The sequence below is a fragment of the Streptomyces sp. P9-A4 genome (genome assembly GCF_036634195.1).
GTDB lineage: Bacteria > Actinomycetota > Actinomycetes > Streptomycetales > Streptomycetaceae > Streptomyces.
In genome coordinates this window covers 5,040,623-5,064,631 of sequence record NZ_JAZIFY010000001.1, presented here as the reverse complement: position 1 = coordinate 5,064,631, position 24,009 = coordinate 5,040,623, and the positions used below count along the sequence as shown (strand labels likewise).

At 72.6% G+C, this 24,009-nt stretch carries 22 protein-coding genes and 1 riboswitch; of the genes, 14 read left to right on the top strand and 8 right to left on the bottom strand.

Features of this window, described 5'->3' with window-relative positions:
- Positions 1-4 precede the first annotated feature (4 nt).
- The 11 genes from V4Y03_RS22995 (at position 5) to V4Y03_RS22945 (ending at position 13,400) form a co-directional block, all read left to right on the top strand.
- Positions 5-1,057 (top strand): glycosyltransferase family 2 protein, encoded by a 1,053-nt coding sequence (locus V4Y03_RS22995; protein WP_332436142.1) that lies wholly within the window; start codon positions 5-7, stop codon positions 1,055-1,057.
- A complete protein-coding gene (locus tag V4Y03_RS22990; RefSeq protein ID WP_332436141.1) occupies positions 1,050-2,168 on the top strand; it encodes an endonuclease/exonuclease/phosphatase family protein in 1,119 nt (372 codons plus the stop codon). Before V4Y03_RS22995 ends, V4Y03_RS22990 begins: the two co-directional genes overlap by 8 nt.
- On the top strand, positions 2,165-3,136 hold the full coding sequence (locus V4Y03_RS22985) for an endonuclease/exonuclease/phosphatase family protein (protein ID WP_332436140.1): 972 nt from the start codon (positions 2,165-2,167) through the stop codon (positions 3,134-3,136). Before V4Y03_RS22990 ends, V4Y03_RS22985 begins: the two co-directional genes overlap by 4 nt.
- Before the next feature lie 17 nt (positions 3,137-3,153).
- Positions 3,154-4,119: an aldo/keto reductase gene (locus tag V4Y03_RS22980; protein WP_332436139.1), complete on the top strand. Its 966-nt coding sequence runs from the start codon at positions 3,154-3,156 to the stop codon at positions 4,117-4,119.
- Positions 4,109-6,025 carry an MMPL family transporter gene (locus V4Y03_RS22975; protein WP_332436138.1) on the top strand — a complete coding sequence of 639 codons (1,917 nt, stop codon included), beginning with the start codon at positions 4,109-4,111 and terminating at the stop codon, positions 6,023-6,025. Before V4Y03_RS22980 ends, V4Y03_RS22975 begins: the two co-directional genes overlap by 11 nt.
- 90 nt (positions 6,026-6,115) lie before the next feature.
- The gene (locus tag V4Y03_RS22970; RefSeq protein ID WP_332436137.1) at positions 6,116-7,099 is read left to right on the top strand and encodes a LuxR C-terminal-related transcriptional regulator; all 984 of its coding nucleotides are present in this window, start codon (positions 6,116-6,118) and stop codon (positions 7,097-7,099) included.
- A 185-nt stretch (positions 7,100-7,284) separates the two neighbouring features.
- The gene (locus V4Y03_RS22965; protein WP_056558058.1) at positions 7,285-7,497 is read left to right on the top strand and encodes a DUF3311 domain-containing protein; all 213 of its coding nucleotides are present in this window, start codon (positions 7,285-7,287) and stop codon (positions 7,495-7,497) included.
- On the top strand, positions 7,494-9,116 hold the full coding sequence (gene mctP, locus V4Y03_RS22960) for a monocarboxylate uptake permease MctP (RefSeq protein ID WP_317877227.1): 1,623 nt from the start codon (positions 7,494-7,496) through the stop codon (positions 9,114-9,116). The genes V4Y03_RS22965 and mctP overlap by 4 nt, the downstream gene beginning before the upstream one ends.
- Before the next feature lie 75 nt (positions 9,117-9,191).
- Positions 9,192-9,692 carry a GNAT family N-acetyltransferase gene (locus V4Y03_RS22955; protein WP_317877228.1) on the top strand — a complete coding sequence of 167 codons (501 nt, stop codon included), beginning with the start codon at positions 9,192-9,194 and terminating at the stop codon, positions 9,690-9,692.
- 54 nt (positions 9,693-9,746) lie between these two features.
- A riboswitch (cobalamin riboswitch) is annotated at positions 9,747-9,878 on the top strand.
- 133 nt (positions 9,879-10,011) lie between these two features.
- On the top strand, positions 10,012-12,387 hold the full coding sequence (locus V4Y03_RS22950) for a ribonucleoside-diphosphate reductase subunit alpha (RefSeq protein ID WP_332436136.1): 2,376 nt from the start codon (positions 10,012-10,014) through the stop codon (positions 12,385-12,387).
- Positions 12,387-13,400, top strand: coding sequence for a ribonucleotide-diphosphate reductase subunit beta (locus tag V4Y03_RS22945; RefSeq protein WP_317877230.1), 1,014 nt, complete (start codon positions 12,387-12,389; stop codon positions 13,398-13,400). The genes V4Y03_RS22950 and V4Y03_RS22945 overlap by 1 nt, the downstream gene beginning before the upstream one ends.
- Before the next feature lie 65 nt (positions 13,401-13,465).
- Here the strand turns inward: V4Y03_RS22945 and def are convergent, their stop codons facing one another.
- From def to V4Y03_RS22905, 8 genes are all read right to left on the bottom strand, one after another.
- Positions 13,466-14,101 carry a peptide deformylase gene (gene def, locus V4Y03_RS22940; protein WP_332436135.1) on the bottom strand — a complete coding sequence of 212 codons (636 nt, stop codon included), beginning with the start codon at positions 14,099-14,101 and terminating at the stop codon, positions 13,466-13,468.
- 67 nt (positions 14,102-14,168) lie between these two features.
- On the bottom strand, positions 14,169-15,149 hold the full coding sequence (locus V4Y03_RS22935) for a tetratricopeptide repeat protein (RefSeq protein WP_332436134.1): 981 nt from the start codon (positions 15,147-15,149) through the stop codon (positions 14,169-14,171).
- A 79-nt stretch (positions 15,150-15,228) separates the two neighbouring features.
- Positions 15,229-16,545, bottom strand: coding sequence for an HD-GYP domain-containing protein (locus tag V4Y03_RS22930; RefSeq protein ID WP_332436133.1), 1,317 nt, complete (start codon positions 16,543-16,545; stop codon positions 15,229-15,231).
- Entirely contained in the window at positions 16,542-17,927 is a 1,386-nt protein-coding gene (locus tag V4Y03_RS22925; RefSeq protein ID WP_332437247.1) for an HD-GYP domain-containing protein, read from the bottom strand. The genes V4Y03_RS22930 and V4Y03_RS22925 overlap by 4 nt, the downstream gene beginning before the upstream one ends.
- 145 nt (positions 17,928-18,072) lie before the next feature.
- Positions 18,073-18,390: a mycothiol system anti-sigma-R factor gene (gene rsrA, locus V4Y03_RS22920; protein WP_317879011.1), complete on the bottom strand. Its 318-nt coding sequence runs from the start codon at positions 18,388-18,390 to the stop codon at positions 18,073-18,075.
- A complete protein-coding gene (locus V4Y03_RS22915) occupies positions 18,387-19,043 on the bottom strand; it encodes a sigma-70 family RNA polymerase sigma factor (protein ID WP_056558039.1) in 657 nt (218 codons plus the stop codon). The genes rsrA and V4Y03_RS22915 overlap by 4 nt, the downstream gene beginning before the upstream one ends.
- A gap of 243 nt (positions 19,044-19,286) precedes the next feature.
- Entirely contained in the window at positions 19,287-19,940 is a 654-nt protein-coding gene (locus V4Y03_RS22910) for an alpha/beta hydrolase family protein (RefSeq protein WP_443079819.1), read from the bottom strand.
- 38 nt (positions 19,941-19,978) lie between these two features.
- The gene (locus V4Y03_RS22905) at positions 19,979-20,794 is read right to left on the bottom strand and encodes an SOS response-associated peptidase (RefSeq protein ID WP_317878363.1); all 816 of its coding nucleotides are present in this window, start codon (positions 20,792-20,794) and stop codon (positions 19,979-19,981) included.
- 49 nt (positions 20,795-20,843) lie between these two features.
- Here V4Y03_RS22905 and V4Y03_RS22900 point away from each other — a divergent pair, with 49 nt between their 5' ends.
- From V4Y03_RS22900 to rsgA, 3 genes are read left to right on the top strand one after another with little or no spacing between them, the layout of a single operon-like run.
- A complete protein-coding gene (locus V4Y03_RS22900) occupies positions 20,844-21,539 on the top strand; it encodes a M50 family metallopeptidase (protein ID WP_332436132.1) in 696 nt (231 codons plus the stop codon).
- A 20-nt stretch (positions 21,540-21,559) separates the two neighbouring features.
- Positions 21,560-22,915 (top strand): 3-phosphoshikimate 1-carboxyvinyltransferase, encoded by a 1,356-nt coding sequence (gene aroA / locus V4Y03_RS22895; RefSeq protein WP_317878365.1) that lies wholly within the window; start codon positions 21,560-21,562, stop codon positions 22,913-22,915.
- Between the two features lie 3 nt (positions 22,916-22,918).
- Positions 22,919-23,932, top strand: coding sequence for a ribosome small subunit-dependent GTPase A (gene rsgA / locus V4Y03_RS22890; RefSeq protein WP_317878366.1), 1,014 nt, complete (start codon positions 22,919-22,921; stop codon positions 23,930-23,932).
- Positions 23,933-24,009: the final 77 nt, after the last annotated feature.

Genomic DNA, 24,009 nt, shown 5'->3' with positions numbered 1-24,009 from the left:
GATCATGACCTTCCCCCTGGTCTCCGTCATCGTCCCCAACTACAACTACGGCCGGTCGATCGGCCTGTGCGTCGAGGCCGCCCTCAACCAGACGTACCCGAACATCGAGGTCGTCGTCGTCGACGACTGCTCCACCGACGACTCCGCCGCCGTCGCCGCGGCGGCCGGCGCCCGGGTGGTCTCCACCGGCGTCAACAGCGGGGTCGCCGTCGCCCGCAACCTCGGCGCGGAACTGTCCTCGGGCGAGATCCTGGTCTTCCTCGACTCCGACGTGGCCATGCACCCCGACGCCGTCGCCAGATCGGTCGAACTCCTGGGCTCCGGCCAGGGGTACGGGGCGATCTGCGGCACCTACGAACCGGAACCGCTGATCCGGGACAGCCTCATCGAGGAGTACCGCTCGCTCCAGCAGTACTACCTGCTGCTGAAGTCCGAGGGGGTCATCGACACCGTCCACACCGCGATCCTGGCGATCCCCCGGCAGGTCTTCGACGAGGTGGGGCCGTTCAACCCGGTCCTGCGGCACACCGAGGACCAGGACTACGGGCGGCGCATCTCGGAGCGGTACAAGGTGCTCAGCTCCCTGGAGGTGCTCGGCCGGCACGACCACGACGACACCGTGCGGATCGTCCTCGACAAGGTCTTCGCCCGCGCCAGGCTCGCCGTGCCGCTCATCCTGAGCCGGCGCGCGCTCCAGGGCGGCTTCGTCACCGGGCCGCGCGCCGGGGCCAGCCTCGCCGCGCCCCTGACGGTCGCCGCGCTCGCCGCGCCGCTGCTGTGGGGGGCGGTGTGGGCGCTGCTGCCGGTCGCCCTGTTCCTGCTGGGCGTCTGGGGCGACCTGGACATGTACCGGGTGGTACGGCAGCACCGGGGGCGACTGTTCCTCGGGTACTTCGTGGCCGTCAACTTCCTGGTGAACCTGACGGTGTTCGTCGCGATCGGGGTCGCGGGCGTGCAGTGGCTGTGCTCGAAGCGGTTCCGGCACCTGTACGACCCGCAGCCGCGCCCCGACCTCGCGCGGGCGGGCGCCGGCGCCCCGGTGGCCTCCCGTGGCTGACACGCTCGCGCCGGTCGCCGTCCCCGGGGCCCCGGCCCCCGCGCCGGCCCGCCGCCGGAACCGGCTCGTCCTCGGGGCGGCCCTGGCCTGGCTGGTGCTGCTGCTCGTGGAGTGGGCGGCGGACGGCCGGATCTGGCTCGGGCATCTGACGGGAATCGTCCCGCCGGCCGTGTTCGCGCTGGTCCCGCCGCTGCTCGCGGCCCTCGCCCCGCTCGCCCGGGGCGCGGCCCGGTGGCGGACCCTGGCCGCCGCCGCGCTCGCCCTGCTCGTGGGCTTCGGGCAGTCGGGCTTCGACCCGGCGGCGCTGTGGCGGGCGGAGACGAGGCCCGGCCCGGACGCGGTACGGGTCTTCGCCTGGAACACCAACTCGTGGAACCAGCTCCTCGGCACCCAGGACCACTTCTACGCCTTCCTGAAGGGGAAGGACGCGGACGTCTACCTGCTGCACGAGTACCAGCACGTGACCGCCGACCGTAAGGGCAAGCTGCGGATCGACGATCTGGCGCGGCTGCGCCGGGAGTTCCCCGGCTACCAGGTCGCGGTCCGGGGCGAGCTGGTGACGCTCTCCCGCTTCCCGATCCTGCGGCAGCCGGCCGTGGGCCCGGCCGCCGGGCGGCCGGTCGGCACGGACTGGCAGGCGGAGTACCGGGACAACAAGGTGCTGCGGACGGACGTGCTGGTCGGGGGCCGGACGGTGTCCTTCTACAACGTGCACATGCCGGTGTGGAACAGCATGCCGGACGGTCTCCTGTCGGCCGCCTTCTACCGGCACATGCGGGAGCGGTTCGCCCCGCGCAAGGCCCAGTACGCGGGTCTGGAGGCCGATCTCGCGGCCAACCGCAACCCGGTGGTGGTGGCCGGGGACTTCAACGCGACGGCCGCGATGTCGGACCTCGACCCGATCCGGGAGCGCCTCGACGACGCGGCGGAGGTGAGCACCGACCCGTACCCCACGAGCTGGGAGGAGGGCGGCTGGAAGCCCTTCTGGCGGACCGACTGGGCGTTCACCGGGAACGGGGCGAAGGCCGAGCGGTACGAGTTCGGCGAGCCGGAGAAGCTGTCCGACCACGCGGTGCAGGACCTGTGGGTGTCGCTGCCGGGGAGTGGATGACGGAGATGGTCCTGTCCTGCGCCGCCGGCTGGGCGGTGTTCCTCGCCCTGCACCTCGCGCTGAACGGGCGCTGGTGGCCGTGGCTCGCGGTCTCGCTGCTGCCGCCGGTGGCCTTCGCCCTCGTCCCGCTGGTGCTGCTCGCCGCCGCGCTCGTCACCGGCGGCCGGCTCGCGGCGGCGCTCGCCGCGGGCTGTCTGCTGGTGGCCTGGCCGCAGAACGGGATCAACCTGCGGGCCCTCGTGAGGCGGCCGGAGACCCCGGGCGGCCTGCGGCTGGTGTCCTGGAACACCCAGCACTGGAACCAGGGCGGCGACCCCGACCGCTTCCACGCCTTCCTGCGCTCGCTCGACGCCGAGGTGTACGTCCTCCAGGAGTACCTGAACGGCTTCGAGGGCGGCGAGGTCTGGGACATCGACGACGAGGAGCGGCTGCGCGCCTCCTTCCCGGACCACCACCTGGCCGTCGGCAACAACTCCGTGACCCTGTCCCGGTTCCCGCCCGTCGGCCCGCCGGTGCCGGTCGGCGCCTGCTCGCTCCGGGTCGACCTGCGGACCGGCGACGGCGTCCTGTCCACGTACAACGTGCACATCCCGGTGCAGCTGACCGTGATGAACCCGCTGCGGCCGGCCTTCCTCCGGGACATGCGGCGCCGGGCCGCCGCCCGCGACCGGGAGTACGCGGCGCTCGTCGAGGACCTGCGGGACAACCCCCATCCGGTGCTGGTCACCGGCGACTTCAACACCAGCGCGGCCATCGGGGACATCCGCCGGATGCCCCCGTCGCTGCGCGACGCGATCGGCGCCTGCCGCTCGCTCTGCCCGGCCAGCTGGAACGCCCGCGCCCGGCTGCGGCTCTGGCGGATCGACTGGGCGTTCACGGGCGGCGGCGCCCTGGTCGGCTCGTACCGCTTCCGCACCGCCGAAGGCCTGTCGGACCACCTGGTGCAGGAACTGACCGTCACCGTCTGAGAGAGAGGGAACCCACCATGGAGTACACCAACCTGGGCGGCCCGGAGGGCCCCCGTGTGTCGACGCTGTGCCTGGGCACGCTGCCCTTCGGCACCCGGATCGACGAGGCCGCGGCCTTCGCCGTCCTCGACCGCTTCCGCGAGGCCGGCGGCACCTTCATCGACACCGCCAACACCTACGCCTTCTGGGAGCCGGGCGCGACCGGCGCCGAGAGCGAGCTGCTGATCGGCCGCTGGCTGCGCAGCCGGGGCGTACGGGACGAGATGGTGCTCGCCACCAAGGTCGGCGCGCTGCCGGACCCGCCGGGCTCGGCCTGGCCCGAGTGCGCCGAGGGGCTTTCGGCCCCGGTGCTGCGCCGCCAGGTGGAGGAGAGCCTGCGGAACCTGGGCACGGACCGGATCGACCTCTACTACGCGCACATCGACGACCGGGCGACGCCGGTCGCGGAGACCATGGGCGCCTTCGGGGAGCTGGAGGACGCCGGGAAGATCGGCCGGGCCGGCTGCTCCAACTTCGCGGCCTGGCGGATCGAGGAGTCGCGGGGCGCGGCGCTCGCCGCCGGGGTGCCGGACTACGCGGCGGTCCAGCAGCGGTACACATATCTGCGACCGCGCCCCGGCGCGGAGTTCGGGGTGAACCCGCACGCGTCGGAGGAGCTGCTCGACTATCTGGGGACGCGGCCGGAGCTGACGTTCACGGCGTACACGACCCAGCTGACGGGGGCGTACACCGATCCGGGCAAGGAGGTGCCGGAGCAGTACCGGCACGCGGGTTCGGAGCGGCGGCTCAAGGTGCTCGCGGAGGTCGCGGCGGAGCTGGGCGTGACCGCCAACCAGGTGGTGCTCGCCTGGGCGGCGGGCGGGGAGCTGCCCGTCCTGCCGGTGATCGGCGCGAGTTCGACGGCGCAGCTCGACGAGACACTCGGCGCGGTGGGGCTGCGGCTCGACGCGGAGCTGAGGAAGCGGCTCGACGATGTGGACTGAGCGGGTACGGGCCGCGGTGCTGCGGCGCCGGGTGGCGGTCGGGACGGGGTGGCTGCTCGTGCTGGTCCTGGGCGGGGCGGCGGTGGCCTTGGGCCTGGGCCGGCTCGACCAGTCGTTCACGGCCTCGGGCGGGCCGGGGCACCACGCGAACCAGGCGGTCCAGGAGCGGTACGGGAACGGGGCCGCCGTCGCCCCGCTGGTCGCCGTGGCGACCTGGCCGGAGGCGGCGGACGTACGGGACCCGGGCGTACGGGCCCCCGGCGCGGCCGTGCGGTTCGCGGCTGCCGTGGACCGGGCGGCGGGTCCGGGCGCGCGGACGGTCTCGTACGCGGACACGGGCGACGAGGGTTTCCTCGGCGCCGACGGCCGGACCGTGTACGCACTGGTCTACCCGGGGGCGGGGAAGCCCGATCTGGCGGGGCTCACGGCCGTCGAGGAGGCGGCGGTGGCGCTGCGCGCGGGGCTGCGGTCGGCGCTGCCGGAGGCCCGGGTCGAGGTGACGGGCGTGCTGCCGCTCCAGCACGACAGCGCGGTGGCGGGGCCGGGGGCGGTGGCCCTCGGGGCGAAGGCCGCCTGTGCGCTCGGGCTGCTCCTGCTGCTGTTCCTGGCGTTCCGCTCGCCGCTGGGGGTCCTCGCCCCGCTGCTGCTCGCGGGGGTGACGTCGGTGGGGGCGCTGCTTCTGGTGGAGGCGGTGGCGGCGTTCACCGAGATCGGTTTCACCGTGGTGTACCTGGTGCCGGTGACGGCGCTGGTGTTCGCGGTGCACCGCTGGGCCCAGCCGCCGGGGCCGGCCTCCCGGTCCGTGGTCGCGGCCGGTGCGGCGGGCGCGGCGGCCTGCGCGGTCCTGGCGCTCTTCCCGGCGGCGTTCCTGCGGTCGGTGGGGGTCGCGGGGCTCGCGGTGTGGGCGGTGGGCACGGCGGCGGCGCTGACGCTGGTGCCGGTGCTCCGGTCGGTGGCACCCGGCCGCCTCCCGGGCGGCGCTTTCGCCGGACGTGCGGCGCGGAGGCCGTTCGCGGCGGCCGGTCTGGCGCTGCTCGTCCTGCTCGCCGGTACGGCCACCCAGCTGAGGGTGGGCAATCCGGAGGCCCACGCCCTGGTGGCGAGCGGTCCGGCCCGCGACGGTCTCGACCGGCTCGTGGCGGCCGGGGTGCCGTCGGGGGCGCTGAACCCGCTGGAGGTCCTGGTGCCCGAGGGCGGGGACGCGGCGGCGGTCGCGGCGCGGGCGGCCCGGGTGCCGGGGGTGCTGCTCGCGGCGGCGCCGCCCGCCGACGAGTGGCGCCGCGCCGGTTCGGCCCTGGTCGTGGTCGTACCGGAGGCGGAGCCGATGACGGCGGCGGGCGCGGCGACGGTGACGGCCCTGAGGACGGCGCTCGGGGACACCTCCCGGCCTCCCGTACTCGTAGGGGGTTCCGGCGTCGTCGACCGTGATCTCGTCGACGGGGTGTACGGGCTGCTCCCCTACGCCGTCCCGGCGGCGGCCCTGGCCGCGTTCGGCGCGCTCCTGGCGTTCATGGCGGCGGGCGCGGCCGTCCGTGCCGTGCTCGGCGCGCTGCTCGCCGCCCTCGCCCCGGCCGGCGCGCTCACCCTGCTGTGGCAGTGGGGTCCGGCGGACACGGGCGCGGTGACGGGCTGGGTCCCGCTGGTGGTGGGCGTCTTCGCCTTCTGTGTGTCGCTGGACCGCGCGGTGGCCTCGGCGGCGGGCGGTCCCGGCCGGGCAGGTCCGGTGGCGGCGGGTGCGGGCGCGCTCGCGGTGCTGGCGGTCGGGATCGGCCCCCAGGTCGAACTGGCACTGCTGGTGTCGGGGTTCGCGCTGGCGGCGCTGCTCGACGCATGGGCGGGCCGGCGGACCCCCGTACCGGCGTCCCGGCGAAGTCCCGTACACCGGAGTTCACTTCGATTGGTCTAGACCTAGGCAGGTTCTCCCGCTTAGCATCGACGACCGCGATCACGAATGCGACCGGTCGCGCGACGGAACGTGACGAGGGGGAGATACCGGATGCTGGAGGCGCTCGGCATAAAGGAGTCGACGGAGACCGTCTACCGCCTGCTCCTGGAGCGGCCCGAGTACGACGTGACGGAGATGGCGGCCCATCTCGGCCGTCCCGAACCCGAGGTCCGCGAGGCGCTCGCCTGTCTCGCGGACCTCAAGCTCGTCCTCATGGACGACTCCTCCGGCGAGGTCGAGCCCTTCAACCCGGACGTCGGGTTCTCCTTCCTGCTCTCCCGCGCCGAGGCGGAGCTGAGCAAGCGCAAGCGCCAGGTCGAGCAGGCGGGCCGGGCCGTGGCCGGCATCCTCGCCTCGTACGCGGACTGCCCCGAACCGGGCGTCCGGCACGACCTGGTGGACCGCATCACCGGCCTCGACACCGTCCGCGAACGCCTGGAGGACCTCGCCGCGAACGCCCGCACCGAGTGCCTCTCGCTGCTCCCCGGCGGCGCCCAGCTGCCCGACACCATGGACGCGAGCCAGCCGCTCGACCAACTCGCCCTGGAACGCGGGGTGAAGATCCGGTCGATCTACCAGGAGAGCTTCCGCAACGACCCCGCGACCGTCGAGTACGTGCGCTGGTACTGCGACCTCGGCGGCGCGGCGCGGACCGTGCCCGTGGTCCCGATGCTGATGGTGGTCGTGGACCGGGAGGCCGCGCTCGTCCCGGTCGACCCGGAGGACGGCCGCGCGGGCGCCCTCGAAGTCCGCAGCCCAGGACTGGTGCACGCGCTCGTGGTGCTCTTCGACCGGCTGTGGGACGCCGGCACACCGTTCGGCGAGGCCCCGCGCCGCGACGAGCACGACCTCTCCCCGCAGGAGCGGGAGTTGCTGATGCTCCTCGGCATCGGCTGCACCGACGACATCGCCGCCCGGCGCCTCGGGGTCTCCCTGCGGACCGTGCGCCGGATGAGTTCGGAACTGATGAACCGGCTCGGCGCGCGCAGCCGTTTCGAGGCGGGGGTGCGGGCCGCCAAGGAGGGCTGGCTCTGAGGCGGACTCCGGGCCCGGTTCCGAAGAATCACTTCCGTTATACGGACGGGGGTTCCGTGGAGCGGGAACCGTCCCCTAGATTTCCCCAGCATTACCGAGGTGATCAGCGAGGGGACGGAATCGCCATGCCGGACACACCAGACACGCCAGAAGCCGCACAAGGGAGACAACCCACCATCACCCCCATGAGGGTGGTGATCGCGCTCTGCCTGATCGCACCGATCGTGGCGATGCTCTGGGTGGGCTCCTACGCCAAGACCGAGCCGCTCTTCATCGGCATCCCGTTCTTCTACTGGTACCAGATGCTCTGGGTGCTCATCTCGACCGCGCTCACCATGATCGCGTACAAGCTGTGGCAGCTGGACCAGCGTGCCCGCAAGGGAGGTGACGCGCGATGAAGGACGGCGTGAACGGCGTGGCGCTCGGCGTCTTCGTCTTCTTCTTCGTGGCCGTCACGGTCATGGGCTTCCTGGCCGCGCGCTGGCGCAAGGCCGACAACGAACAGAGCCTCGACGAATGGGGCCTGGGCGGCCGGTCGTTCGGCACCTGGGTGACCTGGTTCCTGCTCGGCGGCGACCTCTACACCGCGTACACCTTCGTCGCCGTCCCGGCGGCCATCTACGCGGCGGGCGCGGCCGGCTTCTTCGCCGTGCCGTACACGATCCTGGTCTACCCGCTGATCTTCACCTTCCTGCCGCGCCTGTGGTCGGTCTCGCACAAGCACGGGTACATCACCACCTCGGACTTCGTGCGCGGCCGTTTCGGCTCCAAGGGCCTGTCGCTCGCGGTCGCGGTCACCGGCATCCTCGCCACCATGCCGTACATCGCGCTCCAGCTGGTCGGCATCCAGGCCGTCCTGGACGTGATGGGCGTCGGCGGCGGCGAGAACACCCACTGGTTCGTCAAGGACCTGCCGCTGCTGCTCGCGTTCGGTGTCCTCGCGGCGTACACGTACTCCTCGGGCCTGCGCGCCCCGGCGCTCATCGCCTTCGTCAAGGACACCCTGATCTACATCGTCATCGCGGTGGCGATCATCTACATCCCGATCAAGCTGGGCGGCTTCGACGAGATCTTCGCCAAGGCGGGCGAGGCGTACGCGCAGACCAACCCGGCGACCGGCAAGCCGCGCGGCGCGCTCGTCCCCGGTGAGGCCGGCCAGTGGACGTACGCGACCCTCGCGCTCGGCTCGGCGCTCGCGCTGTTCATGTACCCGCACTCCATCACGGCGACGCTGTCGTCGAAGAGCCGTGACGTCATCCGCCGCAACACCACGATCCTGCCGCTGTACTCGCTGATGCTGGGCCTGCTCGCGCTGCTCGGCTTCATGGCGATCGCCGCCGGGATCAAGGTGAAGAACGGCCAGCTCGCGATCCCGCAGCTGTTCGAGACGATGTTCCCGGACTGGTTCGCGGGCGTCGCGTTCGCCGCGATCGGCATCGGCGCGCTCGTCCCGGCCGCGATCATGTCGATCGCCGCGGCCAACCTCTTCACCCGCAACATCTACAAGGACTTCATCAAACCGGACGCCACCCCGGCCCAGGAGACCAAGGTCTCCAAGCTGGTCTCGCTCCTGGTGAAGGTCGGCGCGCTGGTCTTCGTCCTCACCATGGACAAGACGGTCGCGATCAACTTCCAGCTGCTCGGCGGCATCTGGATCCTCCAGACCTTCCCGGCCCTGGTCGGCGGTCTGTTCACCCGCTGGTTCCACCGCTGGGCGCTGCTCGCCGGCTGGGCCGTCGGCATGGTCTACGGCACGGTCGCCGCGTACGGCGTCGCCAGCCCGACCCAGAAGCACTTCGGCGGCTCCTCCGCGGAGATCCCGGGCATCGGCGAGATCGGCTACATCGGCCTCACCGCCTTCGTCCTCAACGTCGTGGTCACGGTCGTCCTGACCTTCGTCCTCAAGGCCGTCAAGGCCCCCGAGGGCGTCGACGAGACCTCCCCGGCGGACTACACGGCCGACCGCGGCGACTCCGGGGTCAAGGACCTCCCGAAGGTCGGCGCCGGGTCGCACTGACCCACGGACGCGCGGTGAAGGGGCCCGGGAAAATCCCGGGCCCCTTTCCGTACGCGCCGGGGCACACTGACCGTCATGGACTTCACGATCAGGGCGGTACGGCCCGAGGAGTACGAGGAGCTCGGTGACCTCACCGGGCTGACCTATCTGAACGACGGACTGCTGCTGCACGGAGAGGACGACTTCTATCTGGACGTGCTGCGCGACACCGCCCGGCGGGCGCGCGAGAGCGAGGTGCTCGTCGCCGTCGACGCCGAGGACGGGATCATCGGCGGGGTGACCTTCGCCCCCGGCGGCACCACCTGGGCGGACATCGCGGTCCCCGGCGAGGCCGAGTTCCGGATGCTCGTGGTCGCTCCGGCGGCCCGCGGCAGGGGCGTCGGGGAAGCCCTCGTACGCACCTGCGTGGACCGGGCGCGGAACCTGCCGGAGTGCGCGCGGATCGTGCTCTCCACGGACGCGAAGATGGTCTCGGCGCACCGGATCTACGAGCGGTTGGGCTTCGTCCGCACCCCCGAGCGGGACTGGGAGCCGATCCCCGACCACCGCCTGCGTACCTACGCCTTGGCGTTCTGAGCCCGGGACCGACACAACATGTGGGGGGTGCCACGAGCGGCGCCCCCCACATGTATGCTCGTCCTCGCTGTCGACGCAGGGGAATCCGGCGCGAATCCGGAACTGTCCCGCAACGGTGTGCTTCATACGGATTCGACGGATCCGTACGACGTGAGTCCGAGGACCTGACGACAGCGCGCCCGGTCCGTCCGTTCCGGGTGCCACAGACGTCCGGGCCTCGCGGAGTGGGCCGGTGGACGCGGCGCACCCGCGCGTACGGGTGCCCGCCTGCCCGCCTTCCCCCGCCGCGGCCCCGAGCCGAGCGAGGGAGAGCCCCCACGTGACCATCGCGCCCGCCGATCCGGCGTCCGCCGAGGCTTCCGCGGTCGAGAGCGACGGCCCCGGGACCGTGCTGCTGCGGACCCTGACCGACCTCACCGCCGATCTCCCCGACACCGACCCCGGCAAGGTCGCCGCCGCCGCGCTCCGCGGTCGCAGCGCCGTCGCGGACGAGGCGGAGCTGCGCGAACTGGCCACCGAGGCTGCCGCGGGCCTGATCGCCGAGGACCCGGCGTACTCCCGGCTCGCCGCCCGGCTCCTGACGATCACGATCGCCGACGAGGCGGCCGGCCAGGGCGCCGTCGCCTTCTCCGCCTCCGTGGCCGTCGGTCACCGCGAGGGTCTGATCGCCGACCGCACCGCCGCCTTCGTCGCGCTGCACGCGGACCGGCTCGACGCGACGATCGACCGGGCCGGCGACGACCGCTTCGGCTACTTCGGTCTGCGCACCCTCTACTCGCGCTACCTGCTGCGCCACCCGATCACCCGCGAGGTGATCGAGACCCCGCAGCACTTCATGCTGCGCGTCGCCTGCGGTCTCGCCGAGGACGACTCGGTCCGCGCGCTCGACGAGGTCGCCGCGTTGTACGGCCTGATGAGCCGCCTGGACTACCTGCCGTCCTCCCCCACGCTCTTCAACTCCGGCACCCGCCACCCGCAGATGTCCTCCTGCTACCTGCTGGACTCCCCGCAGGACGAGCTGGACTCCATCTACGACCGCTACCACCAGGTCGCGCGGCTCTCGAAGCACGCGGGCGGCATCGGCCTCTCGTACTCCCGCATCCGGGCCCGCGGTTCGCTGATCCGGGGCACCAACGGGCACTCCAACGGCATCGTGCCGTTCCTGAAGACCCTCGACGCCTCCGTCGCCGCCGTGAACCAGGGCGGTCGCCGCAAGGGCGCCGCCGCGGTCTACCTGGAGACCTGGCACGCGGACATCGAGGAGTTCCTCGAGCTCCGCGACAACACCGGCGAGGACCAGCGCCGCACGCACAACCTGAACCTGGCGCACTGGATCCCTGACGAGTTCATGCGCCGGGTCAACGCCGACGCCGACTGGTCGCTGTTCTCCCCGGCGGACGTGCCCGAGCTGGTCGACCTGTACGGCGAGGAGTTCGACGCCGCCTACCACAAGGCCGAGGCGGCGGGCCTGGCCCGCAAGACCATGCCGGCCCGTGACCTGTACGGCCGGATGATGCGGACCCTGGCCCAGACCGGCAACGGCTGGATGACCTTCAAGGACGCCTCGAACCGGACCGCCAACCAGACCGCCGAGCCCGGCACCGTCGTCCACTCCTCGAACCTCTGCACCGAGATCATCGAGGTCACGAACGACGGCGAGACGGCCGTCTGCAACCTGGGCTCGGTCAACCTGGGTTCGTTCGTCGTCGGTTCGGACATCGACTGGGACCGCCTGGACGAGACCGTCCGCACGGCCGTCACCTTCCTCGACCGCGTCGTCGACATCAACTTCTACCCGACCGAGCAGGCGGGCCGCTCCAACGCCCGCTGGCGGCCGGTGGGCCTGGGCGCGATGGGCCTCCAGGACGTCTTCTTCCAGCTGAAGCTGCCGTTCGACTCCGCCGAGGCGCGCGCGCTGTCGACGAAGATCTCCGAGCGGATCATGCTGGCGGCGTACGAGGCCTCCGCCGACCTCGCCGAGCGCAGCGGCCCGCTCCCCGCCTGGGACGAGACCCGCACCGCCCGCGGCGTCCTGCACCCCGACCACTACGACGTGGAGCTCAACTGGCCGGAGCGCTGGGCGGCGCTGCGCGAGCGGATCGCGGCGGTCGGCATGCGCAACAGCCTCCTGCTCGCCATCGCGCCGACGGCGACCATCGCCTCGATCGCGGGCGTCTACGAGTGCATCGAGCCGCAGGTCTCCAACCTGTTCAAGCGCGAGACGCTGTCCGGCGAGTTCCTCCAGGTCAACTCCTACCTGGTCGACGAGCTGAAGAGGCTCGGCGTGTGGGACGCGCAGACCCGTGACGCGCTCCGCGACGCCAGCGGTTCGGTGGCCGGCTTCACCTGGATCCCGGCCGAGGTCCGCGAGCTGTACCGGACGGCCTGGGAGATCCCGCAGCGCGGTCTGATCGACATGGCCGCCGCCCGTACGCCGTTCCTGGACCAGTCGCAGTCGCTGAACCTGTTCCTGGAGACGCCGACGATCGGCAAGCTGTCGTCGATGTACGCGTACGCCTGGAAGCAGGGCCTGAAGACGACGTACTACCTGCGCTCCCGCCCGGCGACCCGGATCGCCCGCGCCGCCCAGGCGTCGACGGCCGCCGCCGCCATCCCCGTCCAGCAGGCGACGCCCGACGCGGACGCCCTCGCCTGCTCCCTCGAAAACCCCGAGTCCTGCGAGGCCTGCCAGTAATGACCAACGAGAAGAAGAACCTCCTCGACCCGGGCTTCGAGCTGACCCTCCGTCCGATGCGCTACCCGGACTTCTACGAGCGCTACCGCGACGCCATCAAGAACACCTGGACCGTGGAGGAGGTCGACCTCCACTCGGACGTCGCCGACCTCGCCAAGCTGACGCCGGCCGAGCAGCACATGATCGGCCGTCTGGTCGCGTTCTTCGCGACGGGCGACTCGATCGTCTCCAACAACCTGGTGCTGACGCTCTACAAGCACATCAACTCCCCGGAGGCGCGGCTGTACCTGAGCCGTCAGCTCTTCGAGGAGGCGGTGCACGTCCAGTTCTATCTGACGCTGCTGGACACCTACCTGCCCGACCCGGACGACCGCGCCGCCGCCTTCGACGCGGTCGAGGAGATCCCCTCCATCCGCGAGAAGGCGCAGTTCTGCTTCCGCTGGATGGACTCGGTCGAGAAGATCGACCGTCTGGAGACGGCCGCCGACCGCCGCCGCTTCCTGCTGAACCTGATCTGCTTCGCCGCGTGCATCGAGGGCCTGTTCTTCTACGGCGCCTTCGCGTACGTGTACTGGTTCCGGTCCCGCGGCCTGCTGCACGGCCTGGCCACCGGCACCAACTGGGTGTTCCGTGACGAGACGATGCACATGAACTTCGCCTTCGAGGTCGTGGACACCGTCCGCAAGGAGGAGCCGGAGCTCTTCGACGACGCCCTCCAGCAGCAGGTCACGGACATGCTGAAGGAGGCCGTCGAGGCGGAGCTGCAGTTCGGCCGCGACCTGTGCGGCGACGGCCTGCCCGGCATGAACACCGAGTCGATGCGCGAGTACCTCCAGTGCGTCGCCGACCAGCGCCTCCAGCGCCTCGGCTTCCCCCCGGTGTACGGCTCCGAGAACCCCTTCTCCTTCATGGAGCTCCAGGGCGTCCAGGAACTCACCAACTTCTTCGAGCGCCGCCCGTCCGCCTACCAGGTGGCGGTCGAGGGCTCGGTGGACCTCGACGAGGACTTCTAGCCGGTACGAGAAAGGGCCCCGCTCCTGGTGAGGAGCGGGGCCCTTCTTCGTGTCGCGGGGCCGGATCAGGCGTTCGGCACCGTCTCGTAGCGCGGGGTGCCCTCTTCCATCTGGCGCAGGGCGTCCTTGCGGTCGCGCTTCGACAGCTTGTCGATGTAGAGGAAGCCGTACAGGTGGTCCGTCTCGTGCTGGAGGCAGCGGGCGAAGTAGCCGGTGCCGCGGACCTTGACCGGGTTGCCCTGGGCGTCCTGGCCGTGGACCTCCGCGTAGTCGGGGCGGGCCAGCTCCGCGTAGGCGGTCGGCACCGAAAGACAGCCCTCGTTGGACTCGTCGAGGGCGCGCAGCTCGGCCGGGAGCTCCTGGAGGACCGGGTTGACCACGACACCGGTGTGCCGGACGCCCTCGTCGTCGGGGCAGTCGTAGACGAAGACCTTGAGGTCCACGCCGATCTGGTTCGCGGCCAGGCCCACGCCCTCGGCGGCCTTCTGGCTGGCGAACATGTCGTCGATCAGCTTCGCCAGCTCGTCGTCGAACTCGGTGACGTCCTTGCACTCCCGGTGAAGCACCGGGTTGCCGACGACCGTGATCGGGCGGACCGTGCCGCGCTCGCTGTGGGCGAGCTCGCGCGCCTCGCAGTCCTCCGTGTCCACGACGAAGCCGTCGTTGATCTGCGTCTGCTCGTCCGTCTCCTGCTGCGCCATGTCCGGCCGCGCCCTTCTGAAATCCCGATTCCGTCGAGGGACAGCCTACGGGCCCGCCGGGAGACGATCAGCAGACCTCTTCGAGATCGCGCCACTCCCGGCTGTCGGGACTGTCCGCCACCCAGCCGTCGAGGAGGCCCCGCACCAGGCCCGGCGGGGCCGCGATGCCGCACTCGCGCTCCGGCACCCACAGCTCGCCCGGCGAGCGGTGGCCGAGCGGCCCGGGGTGCCCCGGCTCGCTGTGGTCGTGGGGGTCGGTGTGCTCGCCCTCGCCCTCGGCGCTCGGCATGGTCGACTCCGAGCAGGCGCGGCAGAGCAGCCGCACGGAGGACGACCAGTCCTCGGCGGCGAAGCCCGCCTCGGCGGCGAGCTGCTCCAGGGCGTCCCGGTCGGCCTCGGTGGCGGCCTCCAGGAGGACGACCCAGGTGGGCACGGGTGAGGGCGCCCACAGCTCGATCTCGTCGAAGACCGGGTAGGAGGGTCCTGCGGTGGTGGTCCGCTCGCCGTTGGGCACGCCGTCGTGCAGGACGACCTCGCCCCAGCGGCGCCCGGAGGAGGGCAGCGGGATGGAGAGGACCTCGATCCGGGCCGGGTCGAGCCGGCGGCCCCACACGACCTCGGCCTCGCCCTCGGGCGAGAGGCGCACGGCGGCGCTGCCCAGCTCCATGCCGGCGGGCTCGCCGGTGCCGGCGGCGGCGCCGGGCACCTTCAGGCCGTAGGCCTGCCAGGCGCGGCGGGCCAGCGGCCAGTCCTGGAGCGCGGTGGCGGCGATGCCCACGTTCCACCAGTCGGGAGCGCCGGTCTCCTTGTCGAGCAGGGCGACCGCGCGGAGCCCGGCGGCCCGCGCCTGCTCCCAGTCGTGCCGGAACTTGTGCAGCAGCGCGAGGTTGAACCAGGACTCGGAGAGCCAGGGCTCCAGATCCGCCGCGCGCGTGAGCAGCGCCCCCGCGTCCTCGTACCGGCCGTCGCCGATCAGCGTGAACGCGCGGTCGGTGGCCTGCCGCCACGAGGCGGAGGGCCGATGCCGTACCTTCCCGAAGATCTTCACGATTCCCGCCTGCCGGTCGCTTCACCCTCTTGTTCGCATCCAACCATGCCCGGTCGGACGCGCGCTCATTACCCATGGGTTACCCAAGGACGACCGAGGTCACCCCAGGCGTCCCGCCCCGTGCCAGGACCCTGGCCAGGCATTCGACGACGTCCGGGTGGTAGTCGCGGGCGGTGCCGAGCCGGAGCCGTTCCAGGGCGTCCAGGGCGGCGCCCGCGTGCTCGCCGCCCGCGAGGCCGCCCGCGAGGCCGCCCGCGAGGTCGTCGTAGGCGTTCACGGCCCGGACGATCCGGGCGGGCAGCGGCTGCTCGCGGTACGGGTCGGCCTGCCGCTCCACGACGACGGCGACGGCCGCGGGGACACCGGTCCTGCGGACGACCTCGCCGCCCAGGAGGGCGATCCGGCGCTGCTCCTCGGTGGGCAGCAGGGCGGTGGCGCCGCCCGCGACCGGGTCGACGAGGGAGAGCTGTCCGATGTCGTGCATGAGCGCCGCCTGCTCGAGGACGGTCAGCTCGGTCCCGGAGAGCCCCAGCTCGCGCCCCACGGCGGTGCTGAGCGCGGCGACCCGGTGCGCGTGGCCGGGCGGGGTGCAGCCGGCGATCTCGGTGGCGCGGGCCAGGGAGGCGATGGTCTGCCGGTTGACGGTGCGGACGGCCGCGTACCGCTGGAAGGAGAGCTGGGTCAGCAGCAGCGGTACGGCGAACACGGGCAGCGCCCAGAGGCCTGCGGCGGCCACGCCGAGCGCGATGACGGCCCCGGTGGCGCAGACGGCGGAGCCGATGCCGAGGAGGGCGCGCAGCTCGTCGCGGAGGAGGGGCCCGTACGGGAATCCCGTACGGGCGCGGAGCACGAGCGCGGCGAGCACGGCGTCGCAGAGGGCCGTGAGGACGAGCAGCAGGAGGAGGAAGAGGGCGTACGGCGGGCCCTGCCCGAGGTGCCGGACGACGGCCCCCGAGTTGTAGAGGGGCTGGAAGCAGAGGGCGGCGAAGCCGACGGTGAGGACGCGGCGGGCCAGGTGGTCGAGGCGGGGGCCGCGGCCCCGGGCGATGTGGGGGACGATCCCGGCGAGGCAGGCGGCGACGACGACCGCGACGATCTGGAGCACGCCGTGGGTGGTGGCGGTCCCGGCGCTCGCCCCGAGCAGGGCGTAGGCGAGGGAGCCGGCGACGGCGAGCGGCGCGGGTTCCCTCCCCCGGGCCTCCTCGGGTACGGGCGCCGCCGCCGTGTGCCGCGGCGCGCCCCGGCGGGCCAGCTCGCCGAGGAGGATCAGGGTGCCGAAGGCGAGGGCGTGGGCGGGTTCGTCGACGCCGTACCAGAGGGTGGAGCCGAAGCCGGCGAGGCCCAGCAGCAGGGCCGCCGCGTACACGGCGCCGACGGTGACGGCCCCGGGTCTCATGCGCGCTCCTTCGGCCGTGCGGGGGCGGGGGCGGCGCCCGGCTCGCGGGGCGGAGGCACGGTTCCGCCGGGTCCGGCGGTCTCGTCGGCGGTGACGGCGGGCTGCCAGCCGTGCCGTTCCAGGGCGCGGACGAGGGCGGCGACCATCCGGGGGTCGAACTGGCTACCGGCGCACCGCTCCAGTTCGGCGACGGCCGTCGGGACGGGGCGGGCCCGGCTGTAGGAGCGGGTGGAGGTCATGGCGTCGAAGGAGTCGGCGACGGCCACCACCCGGGCGAACTCGGGGATCTCCTCGCCGCGCAGCCCGTAGGGGTAGCCGCTGCCGTCGATGCGCTCGTGGTGGTGGAGGATCGCGGCCCGCGCCTCGCCGAGGAAGCCGATGCCCCGGACCATCTCGTGGCCGTACTCGGGGTGCAGTTCGATGATCCGGCGTTCCTCCGGGGTGAGCGGTCCGTCCTTGCGGAGCACCCGGGTGGGGACGCCCAGTTTGCCGACGTCGTGGAGGATGCCGGCGAACCGCACCACGTCGAGCCGGTCCTCGGCCATGCCGAGTTCACGGGCGATCAGGACGGAGGCGTGGCCGACGCGTTCGCTGTGGCCGCGGGTGTAGCGGTCCTTGATGTCGACGGCCTGGACGAGGGCGCGGATGGTGGCCTGGTGGGCGGCGCGTTCGCGGTGGTACTGGGCGAAGACCCAGCAGGAGATGTACATGGGCAGGAGGACGAAGAGCGCCGCGACGGGTCCGTACGAGCTGCGCCAGAGCACGGCCGTCATCAGCCCGGCGAGTCCGTGCAGGGTGTGCGGGGCGAGGGCCCTGCCGAGGAGGCCGCGCCAGGCGGTCCTGAGGGGCAGTCCGTCGGCGGTGGCGCGGATGCCGCCGTCGAGGACGGTCAGGACCAGACAGAAGGCGAGTGCGGCGGCGAGCGCGGGCAGCAGGGCATACGGGAAGTCGGGGGCGTCCGGTCCGTGCCCGAGGGCGTTTCCGCAGCTCAGCGCCCTGGCGACATGGGCTGCGGCCCAGACGGCGAGGGCTGCGGCGGCGGCCCGCCAGGCGCGCCGGGGCGCGGCCGGCTGTTCGTCGACGCGGGCGAGGAGGCTCCCTGGCAGGGCGGTGAGCGCGGCGGCGGCGGGCGGCAGGAGGAGGGCGGCGGCGAGGAGGACGGGGAAGAGGGAGCCGGTGCCCATGGGGACGGAGCCGGCGCGGCCGCGGCCCAGGAGGCGGCAGCGCGCGGGCAGTTCGCAGAGCGCGTACAGCGCGGCGAGGAGGGCGACCGTGCCCCAGGGGGTGGCCGCGCCGGGGCGCAGCGCGGGCAGGGTGCAGGCCCCGGCGCCGAGCAGGGCGCAGCCGAGGTACACGCGGGCCGCTCGCGGAATGACCTTCACGCCCATCACGCGTATCACGCTAGCGAGTTGGGAGGCCGTCGGCGGCCCGGTGGCGATGATTCGCACCATCGGGTGATACAAGCTGATATACGAAGGAGGCCGCCGCGTCCCTGACGCGACGGCCTCCTCTCCCGCTACCGGGACGTCACTCCTGCGGAGCCGGTGTCGTCGGGACGATCTCCGTGATGTCCTGCTCGGGCACCAGGTGACCGGAGCGGATGAGGTCGATCCGGCCCATCACCTTGGCACGCAGGTCGGTGGGGACGTCGTCACTGCCGCAGCAGCGCTTGACGAGCTTCTTCACCGCCTGCTCCAGGCCGTACTTCTCCAGGCACGGGGAGCACTCCTCGAAGTGCACCTCGAACTTGGTGCAGTCACTGTCGGGCATCTCGTGGTCGAGGAACTCGTAGAGATGATCCAGGACTTCCGAGCAATCCGTCTCGTGCGGCTCTCCGCAGCTCATGAGCCCGAGCCTTTCAGATCGTTCGACGACTCTCCGGCGCCCGCGGGAACGAGCCCGCGGTCGCGAGCGTAGTCCTCGAGCATGCCGCGCAGCTGGCGGCGGCCCCGGTGCAGTCGGGACATCACCGTACCGATGGGTGTCCCCATGATGTCCGCGATCTCCTTGTACGCAAAGCCCTCGACATCCGCGAGGTAGACGGCGATGCGGAACTCCTCGGGAATCGCCTGGAGCGCTTCCTTGACGTCGGAGTCCGGGAGGTGGTCGAGCGCCTGGGACTCGGCCGAGCGCAGACCGGTCGACATGTGCGACTCGGCGCGGGCGAGCTGCCAGTCCTCGATCTCCTCGGCGGCGCTGCGCTGGGGCTCGCGCTGCTTCTTGCGGTACGAGTTGATGAAGGTGTTCGTGAGGATGCGGTACAGCCACGCCTTGAGGTTCGTGCCCTCACGGAACTGGTGGAAGGATCCGTACGCCTTGGCGTAGGTCTCCTGCACCAGGTCCTCCGCGTCCGCGGGGTTGCGCGTCATGCGCAGCGCGGCCGAGTACATCTGGTCGAGGTAGCCGAGGGCGTCCCGCTCGAAGCGCGCGTTGCGCTCCTCGGTCGTCTCCTCGGGGCCTTCGTCGGTCCCTGTGTCGGTCCCAGTGACCGGACCCACCTCCTCCAGCGCCGCGGCGAGCCCGAGGGCGGACCCACTCGATTCGGAGGATAGACGAGGAACCGCTCCGCCCGCCGCCCGAATCGGGCCCCCCTTGGGCGCGGGCAGCACTGTCCAGTCGAGGTCAGCGGCCTTCGCACGCTCCGGGCAGATGATCGAAGCCATGCGACGGACTCCCTCTTCCTTTGCTCTCACACCGACGAACCGAACAACAGTGGTCCCCCACTCAACATTCCCGGTTCGTCAGCGGAGCGAAGTGATCCACTCGGCGACCCCTTCGACGAGCACGGCCAGGGCCTCCTCCTGACCGAGGGGCGCGCGCTTGGGCAGCGCGAAGCCGTGGTCCCCGTAGGGGATCGCCAGGAGGCGGTACGGGCCTTCCGGAAACTCCGGGGGCCGTCCGAAGGTGTCGTTGCCGCCCTGGACGACGAGCGTCGGCAGCCCGGTGCCGAGCAGTTCGTCGGCGCGCGACTTCTCCGGCCTGCCCGGAGGGTGCAGCGGGAAGCTGAGCGCGAGGACGGCGAGGGCGCCCAGCTCGTCCCCGGTCCGGCAGGCGACGCGGGCGCCGGCGCTGCGGCCGCCCGCGATCACCGGGAGGCCGGGCCGGGCGAGGGCGGGCCAGAGGCCGCGCCAGCCGGTGTCCAGGGTTTTCGGCGCGGGGGCGACCTTCCTGCCCGCGACCCGCCAGGGCTGCTCGACCAGGGCGACGGTCACTCCCTGCGCGGGCAGCGTCCCGGCCAGGGCCCGCAGGTCGCGGGCCTCGATGCCGCCGCCGGCCCCGTGGCCGAGGGCGAGGACCGCCCACGGCGCGGTCCCCTCGTACCAGGTGACGCGCGCCTCACCGGCCTCGGTGGGAACGGTCTCGGAGGAGGGCTCGTACTGTGTCACGTCGCTCACACCCCCATCCTGCCCCCCGCGACCGCCGCGGGAGCGGTTCAGAACAGCGTGCCGACCTCCGGGCCCTCCAGCTCGGTCAGCAGCTCCGGCCCGTTGTTGCGGACGTTGCTGACGGCGGTCCCCACCGGGTAGGCCCGCATCAGGCCCTCCGGCGGCGCGGCGAGCAGCCCGCGCAGCTCCTCCGGGTCCGTGCGCGCCGGGTCGAGCCAGGCGTCCCAGCGGTCCTCCGTCAGCATCAGCGGCATCCGGGGGTGGATGTCCGCGAGCGAGTGCGGGCCCTCGGCGGGGGCCACGCCCAGCGGACCGGTCTCGGCCTCCGTGGTGATCACCGAGCAGGTCACCCACCACGCGGAGGGGTGGGCGTCGGGGAGGGTCCGGTCGCGCCAGAACTCGTAGAGGCCGGCCATCGCGAAGACCGAGCCGTCCGCCGGAGTCACGAAGTACGGCTGCTTACGGGGCCGCTTCTTCTTCCCCTCGACCTCCAGGTCCCGTTCCCCGGCCCCGGTCACCCACTCGTAGTAGCCGTCGGCGGGCAGGATGCAGCGGCGGGCGGCGAACGCCTTCTTGAAGGAGGGCTTCTCGGCCAGGGTCTCCGCCCGCGCGTTGATCATCCGGGCGGCGCCCTCCGGCGACTTCGCCCAGGACGGCACGAGGCCCCACTTCAGCGCACGGAGCTGGCGAACCGGACGCCGGATCTCCGCGTCTTTCAGTGGACGCTCCAGAACGGCCCAGACCTCTTTGGTGGGGGCCACGTTCCAGTCCGGGGCCAGAGTCTCCTCCGGCTCCCACTTCTCGATCCCGAAGACGCCGACGAGATCCTCGGGCCGCCGACTGGCCGCATACCTTCCGCACATACGTGCCACACTGCCACGATCCCCGACCTCCCGAGGAGCGGCCCGAAAGATGGACCTCTCGATCGACCTCCTCAGCCCGCAGGCCGCCCCCGCCGAGTGGCTGGTGATCGCCACCGGCGTCGCCGCCCTCGCCGTCACCGTGCCCCGCCGCCTCTGGCTGCTCGCCAGGAACGCGATCACCATCGCCCACGAGGGCGGCCACGGGCTCGTCGCCCTCGGCACCGGCCGCCGCCTCGAAGCGATCCGGCTGCACTCCGACACCAGCGGGCTGACCGTCAGCCGGGGCAGGCCCACCGGGCTCGGCGTCGTGCTCACGCTGGCCGCCGGGTACCCCGCCGCCCCGCTGCTCGGCCTCGGCGGCGCGGCCCTGATCGGCACCCACCGGGTGACCCTGCTGCTGTGGATCGCGACCGCCCTGCTGCTCGCCATGCTGGTGATGGTCCGCAACGCGTACGGCATCCTCACCGTCCTCCTCACCGGCGCCGCGTTCCTCCTCGTCTCCTGGCTGACCGGTCCCGAGGTCCAGTCGGCGTTCGCCTGCGCGGTGGTGTGGTTCCTGCTGCTCGGCGGCGTCCGCCCGGCCTTCGAGCTCCAGGTGAAACGACGCCACGGCGGCGCCCCAGACTCCGACGCCGACCAGTTGGCGCGGCTCACGCACGTGCCCGCCGGAGTGTGGCTGTTCTTCTTCCACGCGGTCGCGATCAGTGCCCTGATCGGCGGCGGTCGCTGGCTCCTGGGCATCTGACTCCCCCGTACAGTGAGTCCATGACCGCAGTGACCCCCGTGCACACCGACCCGCCCACCGACCTCTGGCCCGCCCCGTACGCGCGCGGCGCCGTCGACGCGACCGTCACCGTGCCCGGATCGAAGTCGGTCACCAACCGCGCCCTCGTCCTCGCCGCGCTGGCCTCCGAGCCCGGCTGGCTGCGCCGCCCGCTGCGCTCCCGCGACACCCTCCTGATGGCCGAGGCGCTCCGCACCCTCGGCGTGAGGATCGAGGAGACGGTGTCGTCCAGCTCCTCCGGCGCGGGCGCCCCCGGCGGCTCCGGCGAGGCCTGGCGGATCATCCCCTCGCCGCTGCGCGGCCCCGCGACCGTCGACGTCGGCAACGCCGGCACGGTCATGCGCTTCCTGCCCCCCGTCGCGGCCCTCGCCGACGGCCCGGTCCGCTTCGACGGCGACCCCCGCTCCCACGAGCGCCCGCTGCACGGCGTGATCGACGCGCTGCGCGCGCTCGGCGCCCGGGTCGACGACGAGGGCCGGGGCGCGCTGCCGATGACCGTGCACGGCGCCGGCGGTCTGGACGGCGGAAAGGTCGAGATCGACGCCTCCTCGTCCTCCCAGTTCGTCAGCGCCCTGCTGCTGTCCGCGCCCCGCTTCAACCAGGGCGTCGAGGTACGGCACGTCGGTTCGCGGCTCCCCTCGCTCCCCCACATCCGGATGACCGTCGACATGCTGCGCGCGGTCGGCGCCCGGGTCGACGAGCCCGAACACGGCGGCGAGCCCGATGTGTGGCGGGTCGCGCCCTCCGCGCTGCGCGGCCGGGACCTGGTCGTCGAGCCCGATCTGTCGAACGCGCAGCCGTTCCTGGCGGCGGCCCTGGTGACCGGCGGCCGGGTCACCGTCCCCGACTGGCCGGAGCGGACCACCCAGCCGGGCGACGAGCTGCGCCGGATCTTCACCGAGATGGGTGGCTCCTGCGAGCTGACCGACGCGGGTCTCACCTTCACCGGTACGGGCCGGATCCACGGCATCGACGTGGACCTCGGCGAGGTCGGCGAGCTGACCCCCGGCATCGCGGCGGTCGCGGCCCTCGCGGACTCCCCGTCGACCCTGCGCGGCGTCGCCCATCTGCGGCTGCACGAGACGGACCGGCTGGCGGCGCTCACCAAGGAGATCAACGGGCTGGGCGGCGATGTGACCGAGACCGAGGACGGTCTCCACATCCGCCCGCGCCCGCTGCACGGCGGCGTCTTCCACACGTACCACGACCACCGCATGGCGACGGCGGGCGCGGTCATCGGCCTCGCCGTCGAGGGCGTGGAGATCGAGGACGTGGCCACCACGGCGAAGACCTTGCCGGACTTCCCGGGGATGTGGACCGAAATGCTCGGGGCCTGAACCATGCGGCGTTACGGCAAGAACACCGACGAGGACGACATCCGCCAGCGGCCCAACCGCAAGGGCACCCGTCCCCGTACGACCATCCGCCCGAAGCACGAGGACGCCGTCGAGGGCATGGTCCTCACCGTCGACCGCGGCCGGCTGACCGTCCTGGTCGACGACCGGGCCGTCACGGCGATGAAGGCGCGCGAACTGGGCCGCAAGGCCGCCGTGGTCGGCGACCGGGTCTCGCTCGTCGGCGACCTGTCCGGCGAGAAGGACACCCTCGCCCGGATCGTGCGGATCGGTGAGCGCAGCTCGGTGCTGCGCCGCACGGCCGACGACGACGACCCGTACGAGCGGGTGGTCGTCGCCAACGCCGACCAGCTGGCGATCGTCACCGCGCTCGCCGACCCCGAGCCGCGCCCCCGGCTGATCGACCGCTGTCTGGTCGCCGCGTACGACGGCGGCCTCACCCCGCTGCTCGTCCTCACCAAGTCGGACCTCGCGTCGCCGGACACCCTCCTGGACATGTATGGGGCGCTGGGTGTGCCGTACGTGGTGACCACCCGTGACGAGTTCGTCGACGGGGTCGCGGCCGAGCGGGTCCACGAACACCTCAAGGGCCGGACGACCGCGTTCGTCGGGCACTCCGGTGTCGGCAAGACGACCCTGGTCAACGCCCTGGTCCCGCCGGAACGACGGCGGACCACGGGTGTCGTCAACGCGGTCACGGGCCGCGGCCGGCACACCACCACCTCCGCGCTGGCGCTGCCGCTCGACGACAAGGAGGGCGGCTGGGTCATCGACACCCCGGGCGTCCGCTCCTTCGGTCTGCACCACGTGGATCCGTCCCGGGTGATCCTCGCCTTCCCCGACCTCGTACCCGGTACGGAGAACTGCCCGCGCGCGTGCAGCCACGACGAGCCGGACTGCGCGCTCGACGCGTGGGTGGCGGAGGGGCACGCCGATCCGGCGCGGCTCGTCTCGCTCCGCCGGCTCCTGGCGACCAGGGAACGACGCGAGGGCGACTGAGCCGTCCACGTTTACGGGCTCCCACGACCGGCAAGTGCATAATCGCACCAAGTGCGACGAAGCAGTCACCGACGGGC

Excerpts from the sequence above, each read along its gene's own strand:
- V4Y03_RS22995 (WP_332436142.1), top strand. The coding sequence starts at position 5 with ATGACCTTCCCCCTGGTCTCCGTCATCGTCCCCAACTACAACTACGGC.
- V4Y03_RS22985 (WP_332436140.1), top strand. The coding sequence starts at position 2,165 with ATGACGGAGATGGTCCTGTCCTGCGCCGCCGGCTGGGCGGTGTTCCTC.
- V4Y03_RS22980 (WP_332436139.1), top strand. The coding sequence starts at position 3,154 with ATGGAGTACACCAACCTGGGCGGCCCGGAGGGCCCCCGTGTGTCGACG.
- V4Y03_RS22975 (WP_332436138.1), top strand. The coding sequence starts at position 4,109 with ATGTGGACTGAGCGGGTACGGGCCGCGGTGCTGCGGCGCCGGGTGGCG.
- V4Y03_RS22970 (WP_332436137.1), top strand. The coding sequence starts at position 6,116 with ATGCTGGAGGCGCTCGGCATAAAGGAGTCGACGGAGACCGTCTACCGC.
- V4Y03_RS22965 (WP_056558058.1), top strand. The coding sequence starts at position 7,285 with ATGAGGGTGGTGATCGCGCTCTGCCTGATCGCACCGATCGTGGCGATG.
- mctP (WP_317877227.1), top strand. The coding sequence starts at position 7,494 with ATGAAGGACGGCGTGAACGGCGTGGCGCTCGGCGTCTTCGTCTTCTTC.
- V4Y03_RS22955 (WP_317877228.1), top strand. The coding sequence starts at position 9,192 with ATGGACTTCACGATCAGGGCGGTACGGCCCGAGGAGTACGAGGAGCTC.
- V4Y03_RS22945 (WP_317877230.1), top strand. The coding sequence starts at position 12,387 with ATGACCAACGAGAAGAAGAACCTCCTCGACCCGGGCTTCGAGCTGACC.
- def (WP_332436135.1), bottom strand. The coding sequence starts at position 14,101 with ATGGCGCAGCAGGAGACGGACGAGCAGACGCAGATCAACGACGGCTTC.
- V4Y03_RS22930 (WP_332436133.1), bottom strand. The coding sequence starts at position 16,545 with ATGAGACCCGGGGCCGTCACCGTCGGCGCCGTGTACGCGGCGGCCCTG.
- rsrA (WP_317879011.1), bottom strand. The coding sequence starts at position 18,390 with ATGAGCTGCGGAGAGCCGCACGAGACGGATTGCTCGGAAGTCCTGGAT.
- V4Y03_RS22905 (WP_317878363.1), bottom strand. The coding sequence starts at position 20,794 with ATGTGCGGAAGGTATGCGGCCAGTCGGCGGCCCGAGGATCTCGTCGGC.
- V4Y03_RS22900 (WP_332436132.1), top strand. The coding sequence starts at position 20,844 with ATGGACCTCTCGATCGACCTCCTCAGCCCGCAGGCCGCCCCCGCCGAG.
- aroA (WP_317878365.1), top strand. The coding sequence starts at position 21,560 with ATGACCGCAGTGACCCCCGTGCACACCGACCCGCCCACCGACCTCTGG.
- rsgA (WP_317878366.1), top strand. The coding sequence starts at position 22,919 with ATGCGGCGTTACGGCAAGAACACCGACGAGGACGACATCCGCCAGCGG.